At 39.9% G+C, this 18,636-nt stretch carries 17 protein-coding genes and 1 riboswitch; of the genes, 4 read left to right on the forward strand and 13 right to left on the reverse strand.

Annotated elements, in window-relative coordinates; all coding sequences use genetic code 11:
• Positions 1-68 precede the first annotated feature (68 nt).
• Together CLW00_RS07455 and CLW00_RS07460 are read left to right on the forward strand one after the other, a co-directional pair.
• Complete coding sequence (locus CLW00_RS07455) at positions 69-1,133, forward strand: fatty acid desaturase family protein (RefSeq protein ID WP_106133027.1); 1,065 nt, start codon at positions 69-71, stop codon at positions 1,131-1,133.
• A 418-nt stretch (positions 1,134-1,551) separates the two neighbouring features.
• Positions 1,552-1,648, forward strand: a riboswitch (TPP riboswitch).
• A gap of 161 nt (positions 1,649-1,809) precedes the next feature.
• Complete coding sequence (locus CLW00_RS07460) at positions 1,810-4,206, forward strand: TonB-dependent receptor (protein WP_106133086.1); 2,397 nt, start codon at positions 1,810-1,812, stop codon at positions 4,204-4,206.
• Between the two features lie 40 nt (positions 4,207-4,246).
• Here the strand turns inward: CLW00_RS07460 and CLW00_RS07465 are convergent, their stop codons facing one another.
• The 4 genes from CLW00_RS07465 to CLW00_RS07480 form a co-directional block, all read right to left on the reverse strand.
• A complete protein-coding gene (locus tag CLW00_RS07465) occupies positions 4,247-4,711 on the reverse strand; it encodes a hypothetical protein (RefSeq protein WP_106133028.1) in 465 nt (154 codons plus the stop codon).
• A 6-nt stretch (positions 4,712-4,717) separates the two neighbouring features.
• Positions 4,718-5,314 carry a hypothetical protein gene (locus tag CLW00_RS07470; RefSeq protein ID WP_106133029.1) on the reverse strand — a complete coding sequence of 199 codons (597 nt, stop codon included), beginning with the start codon at positions 5,312-5,314 and terminating at the stop codon, positions 4,718-4,720.
• 114 nt (positions 5,315-5,428) lie between these two features.
• Complete coding sequence (locus CLW00_RS07475) at positions 5,429-6,187, reverse strand: SDR family NAD(P)-dependent oxidoreductase (protein ID WP_106133030.1); 759 nt, start codon at positions 6,185-6,187, stop codon at positions 5,429-5,431.
• A gap of 30 nt (positions 6,188-6,217) precedes the next feature.
• Positions 6,218-6,694, reverse strand: a complete 477-nt coding sequence (locus CLW00_RS07480) for a GNAT family N-acetyltransferase (RefSeq protein ID WP_106133031.1) — start codon at positions 6,692-6,694, stop codon at positions 6,218-6,220.
• Between the two features lie 180 nt (positions 6,695-6,874).
• Here CLW00_RS07480 and CLW00_RS07485 point away from each other — a divergent pair, with 180 nt between their 5' ends.
• The gene (locus CLW00_RS07485; RefSeq protein WP_106133032.1) at positions 6,875-7,669 is read left to right on the forward strand and encodes a type III pantothenate kinase; all 795 of its coding nucleotides are present in this window, start codon (positions 6,875-6,877) and stop codon (positions 7,667-7,669) included.
• Here the strand turns inward: CLW00_RS07485 and CLW00_RS07490 are convergent.
• On the reverse strand, positions 7,626-8,324 hold the full coding sequence (locus CLW00_RS07490) for a peptidoglycan DD-metalloendopeptidase family protein (protein WP_106133033.1): 699 nt from the start codon (positions 8,322-8,324) through the stop codon (positions 7,626-7,628). The genes CLW00_RS07485 and CLW00_RS07490 overlap by 44 nt on opposite strands.
• A 111-nt stretch (positions 8,325-8,435) precedes the next feature.
• On the opposite strand from CLW00_RS07490, the gene CLW00_RS07495 reads away from it, so the two are divergent.
• Positions 8,436-9,383: a pyridoxal-phosphate dependent enzyme gene (locus CLW00_RS07495; RefSeq protein ID WP_106133034.1), complete on the forward strand. Its 948-nt coding sequence runs from the start codon at positions 8,436-8,438 to the stop codon at positions 9,381-9,383.
• 51 nt (positions 9,384-9,434) lie between these two features.
• On the opposite strand, the gene CLW00_RS07500 is transcribed toward CLW00_RS07495, so the two are convergent.
• The 8 genes from CLW00_RS07500 to pdhA form a co-directional block, all read right to left on the reverse strand.
• Positions 9,435-10,205, reverse strand: a complete 771-nt coding sequence (locus CLW00_RS07500; RefSeq protein WP_211300162.1) for a DUF3050 domain-containing protein — start codon at positions 10,203-10,205, stop codon at positions 9,435-9,437.
• Positions 10,206-10,341: 136 nt separating this feature from the next.
• Positions 10,342-12,132, reverse strand: coding sequence for an ABC transporter ATP-binding protein (locus CLW00_RS07505; protein ID WP_106133035.1), 1,791 nt, complete (start codon positions 12,130-12,132; stop codon positions 10,342-10,344).
• A 133-nt stretch (positions 12,133-12,265) separates the two neighbouring features.
• Positions 12,266-12,598, reverse strand: a complete 333-nt coding sequence (locus CLW00_RS07510; RefSeq protein ID WP_106133036.1) for a DUF6787 family protein — start codon at positions 12,596-12,598, stop codon at positions 12,266-12,268.
• Between the two features lie 33 nt (positions 12,599-12,631).
• Positions 12,632-14,365 (reverse strand): M14 family zinc carboxypeptidase, encoded by a 1,734-nt coding sequence (locus tag CLW00_RS07515; RefSeq protein WP_106133037.1) that lies wholly within the window; start codon positions 14,363-14,365, stop codon positions 12,632-12,634.
• Positions 14,366-14,686: 321 nt separating this feature from the next.
• On the reverse strand, positions 14,687-16,009 hold the full coding sequence (locus tag CLW00_RS07520; RefSeq protein WP_106133038.1) for an aspartate kinase: 1,323 nt from the start codon (positions 16,007-16,009) through the stop codon (positions 14,687-14,689).
• A gap of 210 nt (positions 16,010-16,219) precedes the next feature.
• Positions 16,220-16,696 carry a 6,7-dimethyl-8-ribityllumazine synthase gene (gene ribH, locus CLW00_RS07525; protein ID WP_106133039.1) on the reverse strand — a complete coding sequence of 159 codons (477 nt, stop codon included), beginning with the start codon at positions 16,694-16,696 and terminating at the stop codon, positions 16,220-16,222.
• A gap of 89 nt (positions 16,697-16,785) precedes the next feature.
• Positions 16,786-17,496 carry a tetratricopeptide repeat protein gene (locus tag CLW00_RS07530; RefSeq protein WP_170073183.1) on the reverse strand — a complete coding sequence of 237 codons (711 nt, stop codon included), beginning with the start codon at positions 17,494-17,496 and terminating at the stop codon, positions 16,786-16,788.
• Positions 17,497-17,612: 116 nt separating this feature from the next.
• Entirely contained in the window at positions 17,613-18,632 is a 1,020-nt protein-coding gene (pdhA, locus tag CLW00_RS07535; RefSeq protein WP_106133041.1) for a pyruvate dehydrogenase (acetyl-transferring) E1 component subunit alpha, read from the reverse strand.
• Between the last annotated feature and the right edge of the window lie 4 nt (positions 18,633-18,636).

Here is an 18,636-nt window from a genome sequence, read left to right on the forward strand (position 1 = left end):
AATGTAGGATAATCACCCGGCTTATTTTTCATTCGAGTATAATTAATAACTAATTCAATTACAATAAGATGCGTCCCCCTAGATTCAATGCCGCGTCCTCCTTTCATTCAGATTTAAAAGGGAGGGTCAAAAATTACTTCACAGAAAAAAACATCAGTCCTACGGGAAATTTCAAACTGTATTTCAAAGCTGTTTTAATGGTTACATTGTATGTAGCTATATTTATACATTTGGTTTTCTTCACGCCTTTCTGGGCCATAGCCTTGCTTGAAGCAATCTTGTTAGGAGCACTGGCTGCCGGAATCGGTTTCAATGTAATGCATGATGGTGCACATGGTAGCTTTTCACAAAAATCCTGGGTAAATGAACTCGCAGGTGTTACCATCAACTTTTTAGGTGCTAATGTATTTATGTGGAAAACAAAGCACAATGTGGTCCATCACTCTTTCACCAATGTGGATGAAGTAGATGATGATATGAATGCCCGCCCTCTTTTGAGGTTATGCCCTAATCAGAAAAAATACGCTATCCATAAGTATCAGCACAAGTATTTCCTTTTGGTGTACTCTATACTTTACATTTATTGGGTGTTTGTTACTGATTACAAAAAATACATCACCAAAAAAGTAGGTCAGACACCTATTGCAAAAATGGACGTCAAAGAGCATTTGGTTTTTTGGGGCTTCAAAGCAATCCACCTGGCTTTATTTGTGGCCTTGCCATTTTACACTGTTGGATTTTTGCCTTGGTTGATAGGTTTCCTTACCTATGGTATAGCGACAGGAATATGCTTAAGTGTAGTCTTTCAGCTTGCACACTCTTTGGAAGAAACTGAATTCCCTATGCCTGATCAAGTTACCAACAAACTTGAAAATGATTGGGCAGTTCATCAACTCAAGACCACAGCCAATTTTGCCACCAACAATAAAGTGCTTTCTTGGATGATCGGTGGTTTGAATTTCCAAATCGAACACCATCTTTTCCCAAATATTTCCCATATCCACTATCCTGCCATCAGCAAGATCATCAGGGAAACTTGTGAGGAATACAAAATAAAATACATAGAGCATCCTAAAATGCGCCTTGCATTCGCCTCTCACGTCAAGCACTTGAAGTACTTAGGAGAAAATTGATTTTAACCTATTTATGATTATCAGCTAATCTTCTCCTAAGCAAAAAACCTAAATATTTGGTCAGTTGGATATTGATTGATACTTGTGATCGATATCTAACTTGTTATTTTGATCCTGCTGATTAAGAGGCAGATAACCATATTGTTATAAACCGGAGACATAAATCTCCGGTTTATATTTTTTTAACCTAATTCAAATGAATTCCTTTCGATATTCACAATGCCGACAGAAAAACTTAAAATCATTAATTATTCGTTGATTTCTGAATTAATATCCACTTATATCCAGTATCTACAAATATCAAATACAACTGGAACTCACAGGTTATAATGAATGACAGATTTTGTCAATAGTGTCATGAAGTATTTATAAAACCTCATTTTTTTGCTTCATAAGGTTTTCAAACTACCTTTGTGCTCAAGATCATTAGGGGTGCCCCAATACAACGGGCTGAGATCATACCCACAATACCTGATCCGGGTAGTGCCGGCGAAGGGAAATGAGGAACCAAAAAAGAAAGGAAAAGACCTAGGTCATCGGGTACTATGTACCTGATCAATCGCATGCAAAACAGTTTTTCTTTCCACTTTGGTAACGGGTAAACAATTTGAAGAAAATCCCCCTTGATTTTCTGATGTTTAACCAAAAATCCGGCAACGGAAAAGTATCAATCAACATGAAAAAATCTTTATGCTCTCTGGCCTTATGGCTGTTTGCCTTAACTGCTATGGCGCAATCCAACATTGGAGGTGTAGTCAAAAGCAATACGGGTGAACAATTAGTAGGTGCTAATGTCATCCTCAGTGGAACAGGTAGAGGTTCTACCACAGACCTTGATGGCAAATTCCAAATCAGAAACATTCCTGCAGGTAATTACACACTAAGAGTGAGTTACCTGGGATTTGAACCAATGACACGGGAAATATCCGTCCCTACCTCTGAACAGCTGGAAATAAACCTTGAATCCAGCAGTCTCCTGACAGAGGAATTTATTGTCTATGCCACAAGGGCCACTGACAAGACTCCTACCACCTTTACCAATATCGACAAGTCAGATATTTCCAAACTCAACCTTGGGCAGGACTTACCAATATTGCTGAATTTCACACCCTCTGTAGTCAGCTTCTCTGATGCCGGGGCAGGAGTAGGTTACACAGGACTGAGAATTAGAGGTTCTGATCAAACCAGAATCAACGTCACCGTCAATGGTATCCCTCTCAATGATGCTGAATCGCATGGGGTATTTTGGGTAAACATGCCTGATTTTGCCTCTTCAGTAGATAATATCCAAATTCAAAGAGGCGTGGGAACCTCCACCAATGGTGCTGCGACTTTTGGGGCAAGCCTCAACATACAGACAGACACCCGACAGGAGGAAGCCTATGGAGAAATTGACAACTCCTTTGGTTCATTCAATACCAGACGACATATGGTCAAAGTTGGGTCAGGCCTTATCAATGATAAGTGGGCCTTTGATGCAAGGCTTTCCCAGATCTCATCTGATGGATATATTGACCGAGCTTCTTCAGATTTGAGGTCATATTTCTTATCAGGTGGCTATTATGGGGAAAATCATGTGGTGAAATTGAATGTTTTTTCTGGTGCAGAAGTGACTTATCAGGCATGGGAAGGTGTTCCAGAAGCTCTTTTGGAAACAAACCGCACTTTCAATCCATACACATACGACAATCAAGTAGACAACTACAGGCAGACGCATAACCAATTGATCTATACCGGCATATTAGGCCCCAACTGGAAAGCCAATGCTGCATTGCATTACACTTATGGGAGAGGCTATTATGAGCAGTTTAGGCGCAATGACAGGTTGAGCAATTATGCCTTGTCACCTGTAGTGATTGGTGGAGAAAGCATAGCCAGAATGGATTTGATCAGAAGAAGATGGTTGGACAACGATTTCTACGGAGCTGTTTTTTCCCTCAACTATCTCTCAGATGATGGGCGACTTGATGCAGTAATTGGTGGTGGTGCCAATAGGTACGATGGTGATCATTTCGGTGAATTGATTTGGATGCAATTTGCAGGAGATGTCAATATCAGAGACCGATATTATGATAACAAGGCTGTCAAAGATGATTACAATATTTATGCGAAAGCTACCTATGAAGCTACTGAAGGACTTTTTGTATTCGGTGATCTTCAGTACAGGAAAATAGATTATACCTTTGAAGGAATCAACAATGACCTTAGGGATATTTCTGGTGTAGCAAATTTCAATTTCTTCAATCCCAAAGTAGGCTTGACTTATCAGCCTGACCCTAGCAAAACATGGTATGCATCTTATGCTGTAGCTAACCGCGAACCTGTAAGGAGAGATTTTACAGATAGCCCAATCGTAGATCGAGCCCCGCAGTCAGAAAATCTCCAAAATATAGAAGCAGGGTATAAAAGACAGGCCGCTGGATTCACCTATAGTGCAAACTTGTACTACATGAAATACAGAGACCAATTGGTGCTTACCGGTCAATTGAATGATGTGGGCGCATATGTAAGAGACAACGTAGACAATTCCTACAGAGCCGGTATTGAGGTGGAAGGTGCTTATCAAGTGACCAGCAAGTTTACAATCGGTGGAAATGTCGCCTTCAGCAGAAACAAAATCGAAGAGTTTTTGGAGTACATAGATGACTACTCAGCCTCTCCTTTTGTGCAGGAAGTCATAGTTCATGAAAACACAGACATTGCCTTCTCCCCTAATGTCGTAGCCGCAGCAATCTTAGATTATAGACCTATCAAAAATCTCGAAATAAGTTTGTTGAATAAATATGTCGGTAGCCAATTCATGGACAACACCCAAAATGAAAATAGGATGTTGAATGCTTTTTGGACATCTGACCTTCGCTTCAATTATGCCATGAGACCAAGGTTTGTGAAAAATATGGAATTCACTTTGTTGGTCAACAATATCTTCAATCAGCTCTATGAACCCAATGGGTATACCTTCAGCTACTTTTTACCCGCTGAAGGAGCCACAGGAAGAGAGTTGGTGACAGAGAATTTCTACTACCCACAGGCAGGAACCAACTTCTTGGCAGGAGTGAAGTTCTTGTTTTAATTTCAAAAAGCCCCTCAGATTGATTTCTGAGGGGCTTTTTTCAATTCCTTATCCCCTCAGCAAAAAAATTCTTGACCCATAAGGTCCTGCTTACCAAATTTACGACATTGAGGATGTCGTATATGCTCTTTGGAACAAAAGGAGAAATTGTGACTTTAAAGTGACCTTTTCGGTCCTTTTGCACTTCCAAATCAAACTTTTTCTGCAAATCCAAAAGTTCCTTTGGAAAAAACACTGAACTCATAACCGGAGAAGCGACCTTCGGTTTTATGCCAAATCTTTGCTTTTGACTCATGAATTTTTGGTGCGCCAAATTGTCTTGAAAACTCCTTTCCTGAATCAAAAGGCTTGATTTACTGAGAAATTTAGGATTAAACTGATGTGTAAGCTCTAGGCCACCTTTCACTATTGAATACTTCATCTCATCATGAAGGCTGTAATTCACAGATAAGTTGTTTTTAATGCCTAAAAACTTCCACAGATTATCGATTCTGCGAAGTTCCATTTTGGTCTATTTTGGGTTATTGATCAAGCGGTAGAAGTCAACTAACGTCACCCTTACTGATTCTCTTTCACGGTCTTCTTCAAGGATAGGCACCCAGTTTTCTTCGTACCACATCTCAAAATACGTATTTTCGATCAGTAAGGGATAAAAACGATCCGCAAAATCAAAATGGGCAAATTTATCGCCACCCAAAAACTCAAGCTCCCCTACCTCTTCGGTATCTAGATTCTTCCATTTTAATTTCATAGGAAAATCTTCCGGAAATGCCTCCAAATAGATATAGGCCTCATTTTTCACCCTATTGAGCAAAATCATAAAGTTGAGATGAGGTTCAGACGTAGATTGCTTTCTTTTCCCGTGTCTATAAATATTCATTTTGGCATCCTCTCTACCCTCCCTGTCATAAACAGACGCCCTAAGGTTTTTGAAATAAATCCTTTCTGGGTCAGCCATATACATCACACTATCCGCTTCTCCAGTGTTATCAGCCTTCCTCTCATTGAAAAAAGAAAGTACAAAGACAAAAATCAAGGAACCAAACCCAAAGATCTTAAGGATACGGACCATCTCAGGAGAAAAAGAATCTGGAGAATTTGCCGGCATATTGTTTTTTATACAATAACTGGAAGCAAAAGACAAAAGTTTAACCCAAACAAATTGTCCTTTACTTCCTAAGTGATCTTTTCATTTCAAATAAATACCCTTTTTTCTAATTCATCAATGTACATATGAACCTGCATTGATGTCGATAGTACAACCTGTAGCATGATCTGCCAATCCTGAACATAGCAAGGTGACCATAGGTGCTAAGTCTTTGGGTTCGGTGAGTTGGTTCAATGCGATGTCATTGAGTGCATATTCCTCTCCATATTGGTCCATAAAGTCTTGGGCCATGTCTGTCCTTGTAAATCCAGGAGCTATCAAAAAAGCTTTGATGCCTTCTTTTCCATAATACCTCGCAATCGAACGCGTCAGAGACACAATCGCTGCCTTGGAAGCTCCATAAGCAAGGTAATCTTTGGTATCTCCTCTAAAAGCAGCTCTTGAAGAGATATTGACCAAACGTCCGTTCTTGTTTTGCTTGGCATGCTCTACAAACTCTTTACAGATAATACCCATCGCATTGATATTGACATTCATTGTCTTAAGCCAAGCTTCTGTCCAAGTATCAGTGTCCGCATCATCTGCTACAGAAATGGCAATTCCTGCATTATTGACAATAGCGTCTATTGGACCAAATTTTTCAACTAAAGAAGGAATCCAACCTTTGACACTCTCCAAATTTTCGAGATCGCAAGGGCATAAATGTGAAGGATTGGGAAGACTTTCTTGAAGTGTACTGGCTAAAGCTTCATTGCTGTTGTAATGGATCAATACTTCCGCCCCGGATGATGACAATTGTTGGGCAATAGCCTTTCCGATACCTCTTGAAGCACCTGTTACCAAAATTCGTTGACCTTCTAATGAAATGTGCATACTGGCATAAGTTTAAAATTGCATTTGAGACTATTTGAGTAATTCTTTGATTTGGAAATCTTGTAAGTTGCAATTGACCCATTCTTCCTCTAGGCTGGCACCATATTTTTTGTAAAAATTTATAGCGGGGGCATTCCAATCCAATACTTGCCAAGTCATGCCAGAACAACCTTCCTCGATGCTTTTGTCCAAAGTCTGGTCAAAAAGCAACTTCCCAGCACCATTTCCCCGCTCACTTTCTGTGACAACTATATCCTCCAAATAAAGACGCTTGCCTTTCCAAGTGCTGTAACGATAATAATAAATGGAAATTCCAATGATTTCACTGGAGCTGTCCTTTACCGCTACAAAAAAGCCAAAGACAGGGTTTTCTCCAAAACCATCTTTCTCCATCATTTCAACCGTATTGATCACCTCATTTGGAGCCTTTTCATATACGGCCAATTCATTTACCAATTCCAATACTCTTGGAAGGTCTTCAATTTTTCCTTTTCTGATTGTATACATAATTTAAATTTATTGATAAATCTTCAAATTTGCCGAAGGATATGATTTGAATGGTTGTTTTTTCAAAGGACAAAACATCCCAAAACGGAATATTCTGACTTTTTCCTCTAAAACAAAATCAATTTCTATCTTTGGACAAGGGCTACGTCCACCGAGAGACTTTCATTCACACCAGATTTTATGTTTTTAGCAATAGATGCCGGCAATTCCAATATTGTTTTTGGATTTTATGATGAAACCAAAAACAAATGGATATATGAATTTAGGGTAGAGACAAGCAGAAACCTTTCTGTGCTCCAGCTCGAAAAAACGATTCACCTTTTTTTCTTGGAAAACAATATCAAAATAGACCTTATCACACAGGTGGGTATTTCTTCCGTAGTGCCTGAAGTCAATCCTATCCTCCAACAGTTTTGCATGGAGTACTTGGGTCATACCTGCTATTTGATTGATGGCAATAGCTATAAAAAATTAAAGGTGAGTACAGCCAGACCTAATGAAATCGGTTCTGATTTGATGTGTAATGTCGCCGCTGCATATGAGAAATTCAAGGACACCGCTATTATTGTGGATTTCGGAACTGCGCTTACTTTTACTGCCATAGGCCAAGACGGAAAAGTTCTGGGTGTAAATATTGTTCCCGGCCTGAAAACCGCTATCAAATCTCTTTTTTCAAATACATCGAAATTGCCTGAAGTAGAATTGAAACTGCCTAAGTCAGCTTTAGGTCGCGATACCATTCACTCCATCCAATCTGGTATCCTATATGGTTACACAGGATTGGTCAAGGGCATGTTGGAAACGATGCAACAAGAAATCGGTAAACCTTGCCATGTAATTGCAACAGGCGGGCTTTCATCAATTTTGACTACACTGAAAGATACTTTCGAGTCAGTGGACCGTAACTTGACCATGGAAGGTATAAGACTCATCACGCAGGGGAATACGACCCTTGAAATGGGATCAAAAGATTAGGGTCAGGACAAATTTTCCTGAATTTTTGCATCTCTCTGTGAGAACAAACGCCTGGAAAGTCACCAACCATTCCTAACATGTCCCACATCAATTGAAAATGCAGGTGCGGTGGCCAATCTCCATTCTCTGGAAAAGGTCCCAAATGACAAAACCTTTGCCCCTTTGGGATCACTTGGCCAACTTCCAAACCTTTCAAGTCTTCTAAAGCCAGATGTCCATAAAGACTGAAAAGCTTTTTACCATCCAAATCATGTTCAAGAATAATGGTAGGACCGTAGTTTCCAAAACCTGCATTGTCCTGAAAGCTGTGTACAACTCCATCAAGCGGTGCAAACACAGGAGTCCAGGATTCTGACCATATATCCACACCCATATGGATATCCCTGAAGTCTTCCTTATCTGTAGCAAACACAGCACTTCTGCTATAAATTGCCCTGTGTTCGAAGTATCCACCAATTCCGTACTTCTTGTCGGACTTGGCAAGCTGTTCAAAAACAAAGGCATCAAACTTACGTGTATCCGATAAATCTACTGTATCAAGGGCTCTATTAGATGGGGAAAAATCAAGGGAAAGGGTGTTGAACTTATCTAAAGCTTCTCCCATCACAGGGAAAGTCTCTTGATCTTTCAGCAATGAAATGAGGTTGTTTTGCATGGGGCGCAAGATAATTAAAGAAATGAAAAATATCTTCGTCTCAGAAAAGACATCTAGTCGTAGGGATCAATTTTATATATTAGCACAAGATTTAAAAAAACACCAATCCATATGCATTTTCCAAGCCTTGCTGACATACAAGAAGCCCATCATCGGATCCAATCCTTTATTCACCGCACACCACTCATGAGTTCGGAGGCAATCAACAAAATAGCAGGTGCTGAAATATTTTTCAAGTGCGAAAATTTTCAGAAAGTCGGGGCTTTCAAAGCCCGCGGTGCTGCCAATGCTGTAAGCAAATTAGGAGAAGAGGAAAAGCTCAACGGGGTAGCTACACATTCGAGTGGCAACCACGCTGCAGCTTTGGCAAGGGCAGCAACAGTCGCAGGAATCCCATCCTACATCGTCATGCCTTCCAATGCTCCTGAAATAAAAAAGAAAGCTGTAAAAGGATATGGGGGAGAAATAATAGAATGTGAACCAAATCTTCAGGCCAGAGAAAGCACACTGAATGAGGTAGTTGCCAAAACAGGAGCTACTTTTATCCATCCCTATGACAACATCGATGTGGTAGAAGGCCAAGCGACCTGTGCACTGGAAATGTGGGATGAAGGGATAGCCTTTGATACCATCATGGCGCCAGTGGGTGGTGGCGGACTTCTAGGTGGAACTGCCCTTACGACGCATTACTTGTCGCCAAACACTAAGGTCATCGCTGGTGAACCAGCAGGTGCTGATGATGCCTTCCGCTCTTTTCAAGCTAAAAAACTCATTCCAATGCAAGGCCCCAATACCATCGCTGACGGACTGCTGACATCATTGGGTAAAATCAACTTTGAGATCATTATGCAACATGTAGATGATATTCTGACTGTAAACGATGAAGAAATTATTGATGCCATGAGGTTGATTTATGAAAGGATGAAGATTGTCATTGAACCAAGTTGCGCAGTTCCATTGGCAGCCCTATTGAAAAATAAAGAGAGGTTTCAAAACCAAAAAATTGGGATCATTCTCTCAGGAGGAAATGTGGATTTGGCAAAGTTGCCTTTTAAATAAAAAAAGGGGAGTTAGAATATCCAACTCCCCTTTTAGCTAAAATTTAGGTTTTTAAACCTCCACCAAAATCTGCTCGTGAATCCCATCCCATAGGACTTTTCTGGCTTCTAAAGCTTCGATGGCAGCGGCTTGGGTTTCCTGCCATTTGATCTCATCGTCACCACACAAATATTCCAGCATTCTCAAAGCCAGGGGTCCATGGTGGTCCTCATCGAGGTGAATATGTCTTTCGAAATAAAATTCAAGGGTCTTTAGTTCTTCAGGCTTAGAAGCTATCAAGTCATTCACCAATTTTCTAAACATATCTGGAATCAGATCTTCCCTACCTAATGTGAAGGAGGCCGCAATCTCATGAGGCTTGCCATGAAGTACTTTCTTGAAATTAGTTTTCAAAAAAGTTATAGTTGCCTGTGGGATATTGACCTGATCTAAAGCTGAGTCTAATGTTTCTCCCTCTGCCAATAATTCAAGAAGCCTATCAATAGCAAAAGTACTTGCACCCGCTTCTTGCATGGCTCTCAAATACAACTCAAAGTGAGAACAATAATCGCCATTTCCATCCTCATCACTTTCTTCTGCCATTACGATGTCATTGATCAAGCGGGTCACCATAGGTTCACCAGATGGCCTCCAAGGCAAGTTCATTCCTGTTAATCTTAACTGCAGGGCTTTGAGCAAACTCATGAAATCCCAAACTGCAAAAACATGCTGTTCCATAAAAACCTGAAAGTCTTCCAAAGAATTTATGTCTTTATAGATGGGGTGATTCAATAATTGATCTCTGTAAGGCTGAATGGCCTCCATCAATTTTTCAGTATTCATATGATTATAAACTTTAGGGTAATTAAGTACACAACCAGAAATTGGTAAATTTGATTTAAACCAATGCAAACTTTTTAGAAAAATCGCATTAGAACAGAGTCTGAACTCATTAAAGGGTTAAAAAAATCATCTTTTTTTATTCAGCAAACTGAAGCCGAACCAAGTTGGCATAAAAGCCATCTTCTTGAATCGCCAATTCCTCATGCGTCCCTTCTTCTACAATCTGCCCTTCACGCAAGACGTAAATTCGGTCAACTTTACGGATAGTAGCCAATCTATGCGCAATGATAATTGTGGTTCTGTTTTTCATCAATTCGTCCAATGCTTCCTGAACGAGCGATTCTGATTCAGCATCCAAAGAAGAAGTAGCTTCATCCAATATCAGAATAGCAGGATCTTTTAAGATTGCCCTTGCGATAGCTACGCGCTGCCTTTGACCTCCAGAGAGCTTGATTCCACGCTCACCTACTTTGGTCTCCAATCCTTCAGGGAATTGGGAAATGAACTGCCAAGCATTGGCTTTTTGAGCAGCTTCAATAATCTCTTCTTCTGTGGCATCAGGTTTGGCATAGGCTATATTTTCCCTTATACTTCCACCAAAAAGTAAAACTTCCTGCGGAACTATACCTATACTAGATCTCAACTGCTTGAGGTTCCAATCCGAAATCGGTCTATTATCTACGGTCAATAACCCACTCTCCACAGCATAAAATTTCAAGAGCAATTGCACTATAGTGGATTTTCCAGCACCACTGTGACCGGCTAAGGCCACTTTTTCTCCAGCTCTGATCTTCAGGTTGATATCTTTCAATACCTGAGCCTCAGTCCTAGTAGGGTAGGAAAACGCCACATGTTCAAAAGATATATCACCAGCTACAGGCACATTTTGATAATCTGCTGTGGCCTCTTCGGGTGTTTCCTCTAGAATTTCCAGGACCCTTTCCGATGAACCAATAGCCTTTTGGATCTGCCCATAAATATCTCCCAGACCAGCTATAGAACCACCAATAAAAGTGGTGTAGAGTACAAAGGAAACCAAATCACCAACACTCATGTCCCCCGAAGCCACCAAGGAAGCACCGTACCACATCACCGCTACAATTCCCCCAAAAAGGGCAAAGATGATAAAGGAAATAAATGCACCCCTAAAACCTGCTGCTTTCAAGGCTACTTTTACTACCCTATTGAGACCTGTGTTGTATCGATTTGACTCATATTCCTCTCCTGCAAAGGATTTTACGGTCATGATTGACTGCAATGTCTCCTCTACTATTACATTAGCCGCAGCCAATTCGTCTTGAGTTTGCTTGGAAAGTTTTCTTATAAATTTCCCGAAAACCATTGCGATAATAACCAGTATCGGGAATGTGGCCAGCATAAAGAAGGTCAATTTTGGAGTAGTCACCATCAGGAAAATTACACCTGCAAGAAGCGTAATAATCTGCCTGAAAAGTTCTGCCAGTGTGGTGGAAAAGGTCTCCTGAAGCATACTCACATCCGCCGTGATCCTGCTGATCAATTCACCCGTTCTTCTTTTATCAAAAAATGTCATGGGCAATTGTACCAATTGACGGTAAAGAGCAACCCGAATATCCCGCATACTGCGCTCACTGACCTTTGCAAAAAGCCATACTCTGAAAAAAGAAAAGATTGACTGAATCAGTAAAATCCCAAGGAGTATAAATGCAATATTATTGATGCCAGAGACAAGCCATTCCTCTCCAGAAGCTGCATCAATAAGTTTTCCCGCTACAAATGGGAACGTCAGTAGCGTCAAACTTGAAAATGCCAGGAAAAGCAGACCTAGGAAAAAGTTAAGTTTGTATGGCAATACAAATCTGAAAATCCCTCCCAACTTACTCAAATTCTGTTTATTGAGTTTCCTTTTTTCGTGCTCCTCTAAGGTTTTACTTTTCTTTTTTGCCATTACTTATCACTAATCACTTAAGTCCAATCTGCAAATTTAATGAATCCGCCTCCCTAAAGGCTATTATTTCATGGTTTTTTATACCATGTTTTTTAAAAGAACCTTCTTTCTAGCCTAAGCTCTTTTTAACTGTTCACAACCTATTTTTCTTTCGACCTATGATTCTTCTGAAAAATTGTTTTTCTTTTTCCCAAAAAAATGAAAACTGTCCAAATATAAAGCCCCACATCAATAAGATGATTTGGTAAAGCGGCAAAACCAATAACAGGTAAAGGACTGTTTTCCAGAACCCACCTCTTTCCATACTGATACCCAGAAAATCAAAAATTGGCTTTTTGATAAAGAGTATGGTGAAACCAGTAAATGCAAATACAATCAAAACTAAAATCACCTGCCTCAGGCTCTTTAGATTCCATTTCTTCTGCAGTCTTTCCAGAAAATTTGAATTTTCTTCTTCTTCCATCATGTTGGTAAACAAAACTGACACAAAAAAGTGTCATTATTTTTCAAGCCGGTAGACAGGGTACCTGTTGTGCTCTTTTTCCTTCCACGGAGATCTTTCATATACCCATCTTAATTGGGCTGCGGCACTATTGGCCAGTGTTTCATCTTTTGCCTTTTCTTCTTCCAAAACTTGCCTCATCCTTGGATGGTCATTTAGAAACTCATTGGCCAGGTCTTCAAAGACATACGCAGAGTAGCCCTCTTTGGCTTGCAATACGGTATCGAAAAAATTCCAATTGAAAAAACTGTCTTCAGATTCTGGTTCCAATACCTCAATCACATAGCGATTAACAGGTTGATCCATCATCAGAACAAAATCTCCTTTACGAAATGTGTGTAACTCCTCATGCCTTTTGACTTTGGTATTGGAATGAATGTAATGACCTTCAAATGGCCTAGTAGCTGTCTGAAAATCCAAAATCTCATAATAAGTGACACGCATGACACTGTCTTTTCTTAATTCAGTCATTCGTACCCCGTTCCTTTGAAGGTTTTCGATCACTGTATACCAACCTTGAGGAATGATGTAAGCTATCGGCTTTTTGATTTCCAATCCTGCCTCATAAGAATCATAAAACTTAACTTCTTTGGTAAATGGCTTTTCCCTATCATAATACAATCTTGGCAGACCTGAGATATCGGAAGGCTTTTGCCCTGACTCATAACCCATAAAAGTAATGGTGTTACTTTTTTCACGATTTAATATATGATTCAATTCAAAAATCTCCTGTGCGCGTCTCCTTTCCCTATCTCCATTCACTTTTTCGACAATTTCGTTGCCTTCTTGGTTCAACACTTCTGCGAAGGATTCCAAAAGCTTGTAGGTAGACAAAACACGTTGATCATAAGGCTTAAGCATATGGGTTTCGGGCATAAAGCTCAAAGTACTAAAAAGAGCTGCGTAACCGCTACTATATCGTCCATTGTCTTTGAACTGAGCCCATCCATCTTCAGGCTTACCTCCCCAGGCATTGACATAAGGAACCATTGGGAAATCTTTCTCCTTCATTTTCGAATACAGGCTCGGATTAAGTTTTTCATGCAGATAGCTACCCGCTTCACCTCCAAGCCTATCATGCTGAGTAGAAATCAGCGTCATAACATGTTGGTAATCGGCTCCATTGCTGACGTGGGTATCCACAAACACATGCGGCCTAAGCCAACTGAAAATCAATTGAAAAGACCTGGCATTTTTGGTATCAGCCTTGATAAAATCCCTATTGAGGTCATAATTTCTCGCATTTCCTCTAAATCCAAAAGCATCAGGTCCATTTTGGTTGACACGGCTAAAGGAACCTCTATTAAGATGCCCTCCTATGTTGTAAACAGGAACAATGGCAAGCGCTATATTTTCATCCAATTGCTGCTTTCCCAAGAGAATATCTCTTAAAAACATCATAGAGGCATCTATACCATCCGGCTCTCCTGGATGAATGCCATTATTGATAAACCAAATAGGTCTTTTTGCTTCGTGCCACTTTTTGGGATCAAAAATCTGTTCATGATCTAACAAAACAAGGTGAATAGGATGACCAGAATCTGTTATTCCCATTTCCACTACTTTGACATGATCAAAATCATCCGAAAGATCTTTGAAATACTGGATGACCTCTTCATAGACAGGCGTTTCTTTTCCCTGCGTACTTTCAAATAATGTCTGATAGTTATCCTGGGCCATTAGAGGTATACCCAATAAAAACCCAAACAAAAGGCATAAAATAGTTTTCATGCTCAAATTTGGTCAAAAAGAAGAATACTAACCAAACGAATTACATCATTGGGGGAATTACAAAGCAATTTTCTCAGTGATGCTTAAATATATTACGAAAATTAAGTTAAGAAAAGATGATGACGCAAACTTCAAGTCAGTTATAAAAGAAGAATAAGAGGTAGAGGGTGCTTATAGTGGTTCAAAAGCTAGAGATGGTTATCGTTGACGAGGAAGCTTACCTTGTGCACGATGTAATCCTTGCCCGCTGGATGTCAAGGCTATAAAAAAAACTCCAGACCTTCGGGTCCGGAGTTTTGATATTATTGAATAATATGCCAATCAATTCCACTCAAAAAGTCCATTATTCAGACTCCTTAAAGCATCATTTTTATACTTTGCATCCAACAATAAAGAGACGTTATGCCTACTTCCTCCATAAGAAACCATTCTCAATGGGTAGTCTTGTAAGCAGTTCATTATTTGAGCTACTGAGCCTTTTGACTCAGCGATCATATTGCCAACGATGGAGATGATAGTCTGGTTGTTATCCACCTCGACAGTCCCATACACCTCAAGTTCTTTCACTATTTCCTTTATATGGCTGAGGTCATCAATAGTCAAAGAAACAGCTACTTCAGAAGTAGTAATCATGTCTATGGAAGTCTTGTACTTCTCGAAAACTTCAAACACCTTCCTCAAAAAACCATAGGCCAATAACATCCTGCTAGACTTGATTTTTATTGCTGTAATACCATCTTTGGCCGCCAAAGCTTTTACACCAGCCCCTTGCTCTTTTGCGGTAATGGTGGTACCAGCCGCATCAGGTTCCATCGTATTGAGCAATTTGACGGGAATATTATATTGCTGCGCTGGCCATATTGAAGCAGGATGTAAGATTTTGGCACCAAAGTAAGCCAACTCTGCCGCTTCGTCAAATGACAATTGGGCTATGGGCCTGGTCTTGTCAACTACCCGAGGGTCATTGTTGTGCATGCCATCTATATCTGTCCAAATTTCCACCACCTCAGCGCTTATAGCTGCACCGATAAGAGAAGCGGAATAATCTGAGCCTCCTCTCTTAAGGTTATCTACCTCATTGCGGTGATTTTTACAGATATAGCCCTGAGTAATAAAAATCCTATCATCCGGATAATTGGATAAGATTACTTTTATTTTTTCAGAGATTTTATGAAGCTCAGGTTCGTTATTTTCATCAATGCTCATAAAGTCCAGAGCGGGAAGAAATACAGCTGGAACATCAAGCTCTTGCAAAAGTGTGTAAAACAATTTGGTAGAAAGCAATTCTCCTTGAGCGAGGATATCCCTGTTGATTGCCTCATTGAAGGATATTTTTAGGATGATGTTCAAAAACTCAAAATGCTCTTTTATGATTTTTTCAGCTTTTGTCCTTGCTCCATCAGTTTTAAGCAATTCTTTGTAGAAAGTTAAGTAGTGCTTATGCAGCGCATCTATTCTCTCTTTGGCCAATTCTTTATTGGCTTCTGCCAATGCATCACCAATTCCAACAAGAGCATTTGTTGTTCCTGATAGCGCTGAGAGAACCACAATCTTTTTCTGACTGTCTCTTGTAATCAGGTCTTTCACTTGGTGCATTCTTTCGGGTTTACCTACGGAGGTGCCCCCAAACTTCATGATTTTCATATTGTATGGTAGGTTTGAGTTTTATTAAAAGATAAGAAGCGAGACACACCTGACGGCAGGCAGATATTAGACTTTCTCGACTCGCGTTTCTCAGGTCTTGTTTTCTTAATGATTTTGCCCCATTTTATCTTAGACCTTTGAGGAAGTGGACCCCGATAACTATCGGGGCTCAAAGGTCACCCCCTTTCGCTTTTTCTCTCTTGCTTCTAATTAGAATCCAAGCATCTTCACAGCTGTAATAGCAGCTTCATCGCCTTTATTGCCATGCTTACCTCCAGCCCTATCCAAAGCTTGTTGAAGAGTATCGGGCGTAAGAACACCGAAAATGACTGGTTTGTTGAATTTCAACCCAACATTGGTAATTCCATGGGCCACGGCATCACAGATAAAATCAAAATGCCTTGTCTCGCCTTGAATCACACAACCAAGACAAATGACTGCATCGATTTCTTCTATTTCAGCTAAAAATTGAGCTCCAAGAGTAAGCTCAAATGATCCCGGAACATTTTTCCTGAAGATATTTTCTTTTTTTACACCGTGTTTGAGTAGCGTATCTACAGCCCCTGAAAAGAGAGATTCTGTTACTTGGTCATTCCATTCGGACACAACTATGCCGAATTTTTTTTCAGACATATCCAGTATGTTTTTATCTGAATACTGGCTCAGGCTTTTTAATGAAGTCGCCATAGGATTTGTTTTTTTGATTTCTGTAAATAAAAAAAGAGTAAGACCATCAGGGTCTTACTCTTTATAAAATGCTTTACACGTCAAAAGCATTACTTAGAGGCAAGACCTTCCAAGCGCGCTTTATGCTTTCGTGCGTTAGTAAATTCGAAAGATTCGAAATACTTATCTTCAATAGTTCCCCATGTTTTGATAGCATTGTCAAGCTCACCTGCTTCTTCATAAGCGATGGCCAATTTGCTCAAATACCTAGGAGCAAAATGCTTATTTTCTTTATGGTCAACTGCTTTTTTGTAATTAGATATAGCCTCTTTGGTATTTCCCAATTCCATATAAGCATCTCCAAGCAAGGCAAAAGCTCTTGCTTGAACAAAATAGTCACCAGCTGAGAATTTCTTCAAGTGATCAACAGCCTTTTGGTGGTTACCTTCAGAAAGGTAAATTGAACCAATATAAAAATGAGCCAAATTTGCTGAATTAGTTCCACTATATTGGTCTACTATTTTCAAAAAGCCAGCGTTTGACCCATCACCGTTCAAGGCATAGTCCGTGCTATCCTGCTCAAAATAATAGACTGCCTGAAACATTTCAGCTTGGGCTTTTTTGTCCTTATTTTGTTTATCTATTTGAAAATATAGTACGGCAGCAATCAGTAAGATACCGGCAACCAATATTCCACCAAATATTTTTGAGTTCTTTTTAACAAAGGCTTCTCCTCTTTCTAACCTTCCGGCTATCTCTTCTGGTTTTTCCAAAAGTTCGTATTCTACTTCAGGAGCCTTTTTTTGATTTTTCTTCGCCATTTTAATTTTTTTTGCAGCCGCAAATATAAAGCTTTTACTTAATTCACAAACACCAATAAAAAAATCAACCATGAATGTCTACATGACATTCATGGCTGACTTACAGTGTTTCATATTTATTCCATTACAAAAGGATAATCTTCCTGCATGTAGACATCTTTGAAAGCATTCTCTCCATCAGGCCAAGGGGACTCTTCAGCAAATTTTACTGCTTCAGCCACTTGTTTTTTCACTTTCTCATCAATCTTGGAGATTTCCTCTTCTGTAAGGATATTGTTATCCAGAATGGTTTTTTTAACCTGTTCTACAGGATCACGCATTTTGTATTCTTCAACCTCTTCTCTTGTCCTGTATTTCTGAGGATCTGACATAGAGTGTCCTTTGTATCTGTATGTTCTGAATTCTAATAGAGTTGGACCATCTCCCTTTCTAGCACGATCAGCAGCTTCTGCCACAGCCTCATGTACTGCTTCTACATTCATCCCATCTACAGGGAAAGAAGGCATATCATAAGATTCTCCTATTGTATACAGTTCCGTGACGTTGGATGTCCTTGCTACAGAAGTACCCATGGCATAACCATTGTTTTCGATAACAAATATCACTGGAGTTTTGTAAAGCATAGCAAGATTAAGTGCCTCATGAACAGCACCTTGTCTTACCGCACCATCTCCCATGTAACATATACAAAGATTTTTGGTGCCTTTATATTTTTCAGCGAAACCAATTCCTAGACCCATTGGAACTTGAGCACCAACGATACCATGGCCACCCATAAAATTCCTTTCCTTGTCGAAAATATGCATAGAACCACCTTTACCTTTTGTGGTGCCTGTAGCTTTTCCGTAAAGTTCCGCCATGATAGCTCCCGGATCTGTACCTAAACCAAGTGGATGAGCGTGATCTCTGTAAGCGGTAATCCACTTATCATCTTTTTCCAATGCAGAGATTGCACCGGAAGCACACGCCTCTTGACCTATATATAAGTGACAAAATCCTCTTATTTTTTGCTGTCCATAAAGTTGTCCGGCTTTTTCCTCAAATCGCCTCATCAACAGCATGCTTTCATACCAGAATGTGTAGGTTTCTTTTGAATATTTTGCTTTTGCCTTACTGGCAGTAGTCTTTTTCGCCATATCG

It is taken from the genome of Mongoliibacter ruber (genome assembly GCF_003003005.1).
Classification (GTDB): Bacteria; Bacteroidota; Bacteroidia; order Cytophagales; family Cyclobacteriaceae; genus Mongoliibacter; species Mongoliibacter ruber.

Bases quoted from the DNA above. Each gene is read 5' to 3' on its own strand.
- CLW00_RS07455 (WP_106133027.1), top strand. From the start codon at position 69: ATGCGTCCCCCTAGATTCAATGCCGCGTCCTCCTTTCATTCAGATTTA.
- pdhA (WP_106133041.1), bottom strand. From the start codon at position 18,632: ATGGCGAAAAAGACTACTGCCAGTAAGGCAAAAGCAAAATATTCAAAA.
- CLW00_RS07515 (WP_106133037.1), bottom strand. From the start codon at position 14,365: ATGAAAACTATTTTATGCCTTTTGTTTGGGTTTTTATTGGGTATACCT.
- CLW00_RS07480 (WP_106133031.1), bottom strand. From the start codon at position 6,694: ATGTATACAATCAGAAAAGGAAAAATTGAAGACCTTCCAAGAGTATTG.
- CLW00_RS07460 (WP_106133086.1), top strand. From the start codon at position 1,810: ATGAAAAAATCTTTATGCTCTCTGGCCTTATGGCTGTTTGCCTTAACT.
- CLW00_RS07510 (WP_106133036.1), bottom strand. From the start codon at position 12,598: ATGATGGAAGAAGAAGAAAATTCAAATTTTCTGGAAAGACTGCAGAAG.
- CLW00_RS07520 (WP_106133038.1), bottom strand. From the start codon at position 16,009: ATGAAAATCATGAAGTTTGGGGGCACCTCCGTAGGTAAACCCGAAAGA.
- CLW00_RS07475 (WP_106133030.1), bottom strand. From the start codon at position 6,187: ATGCACATTTCATTAGAAGGTCAACGAATTTTGGTAACAGGTGCTTCA.
- CLW00_RS07495 (WP_106133034.1), top strand. From the start codon at position 8,436: ATGCATTTTCCAAGCCTTGCTGACATACAAGAAGCCCATCATCGGATC.
- CLW00_RS07485 (WP_106133032.1), top strand. From the start codon at position 6,875: ATGTTTTTAGCAATAGATGCCGGCAATTCCAATATTGTTTTTGGATTT.
- CLW00_RS07470 (WP_106133029.1), bottom strand. From the start codon at position 5,314: ATGCCGGCAAATTCTCCAGATTCTTTTTCTCCTGAGATGGTCCGTATC.
- CLW00_RS07500 (WP_211300162.1), bottom strand. From the start codon at position 10,205: ATGAATACTGAAAAATTGATGGAGGCCATTCAGCCTTACAGAGATCAA.
- ribH (WP_106133039.1), bottom strand. From the start codon at position 16,696: ATGGCGACTTCATTAAAAAGCCTGAGCCAGTATTCAGATAAAAACATA.
- CLW00_RS07505 (WP_106133035.1), bottom strand. From the start codon at position 12,132: ATGGCAAAAAAGAAAAGTAAAACCTTAGAGGAGCACGAAAAAAGGAAA.
- CLW00_RS07530 (WP_170073183.1), bottom strand. From the start codon at position 17,496: ATGGCGAAGAAAAATCAAAAAAAGGCTCCTGAAGTAGAATACGAACTT.
- CLW00_RS07490 (WP_106133033.1), bottom strand. From the start codon at position 8,324: ATGCAAAACAACCTCATTTCATTGCTGAAAGATCAAGAGACTTTCCCT.
- CLW00_RS07465 (WP_106133028.1), bottom strand. From the start codon at position 4,711: ATGGAACTTCGCAGAATCGATAATCTGTGGAAGTTTTTAGGCATTAAA.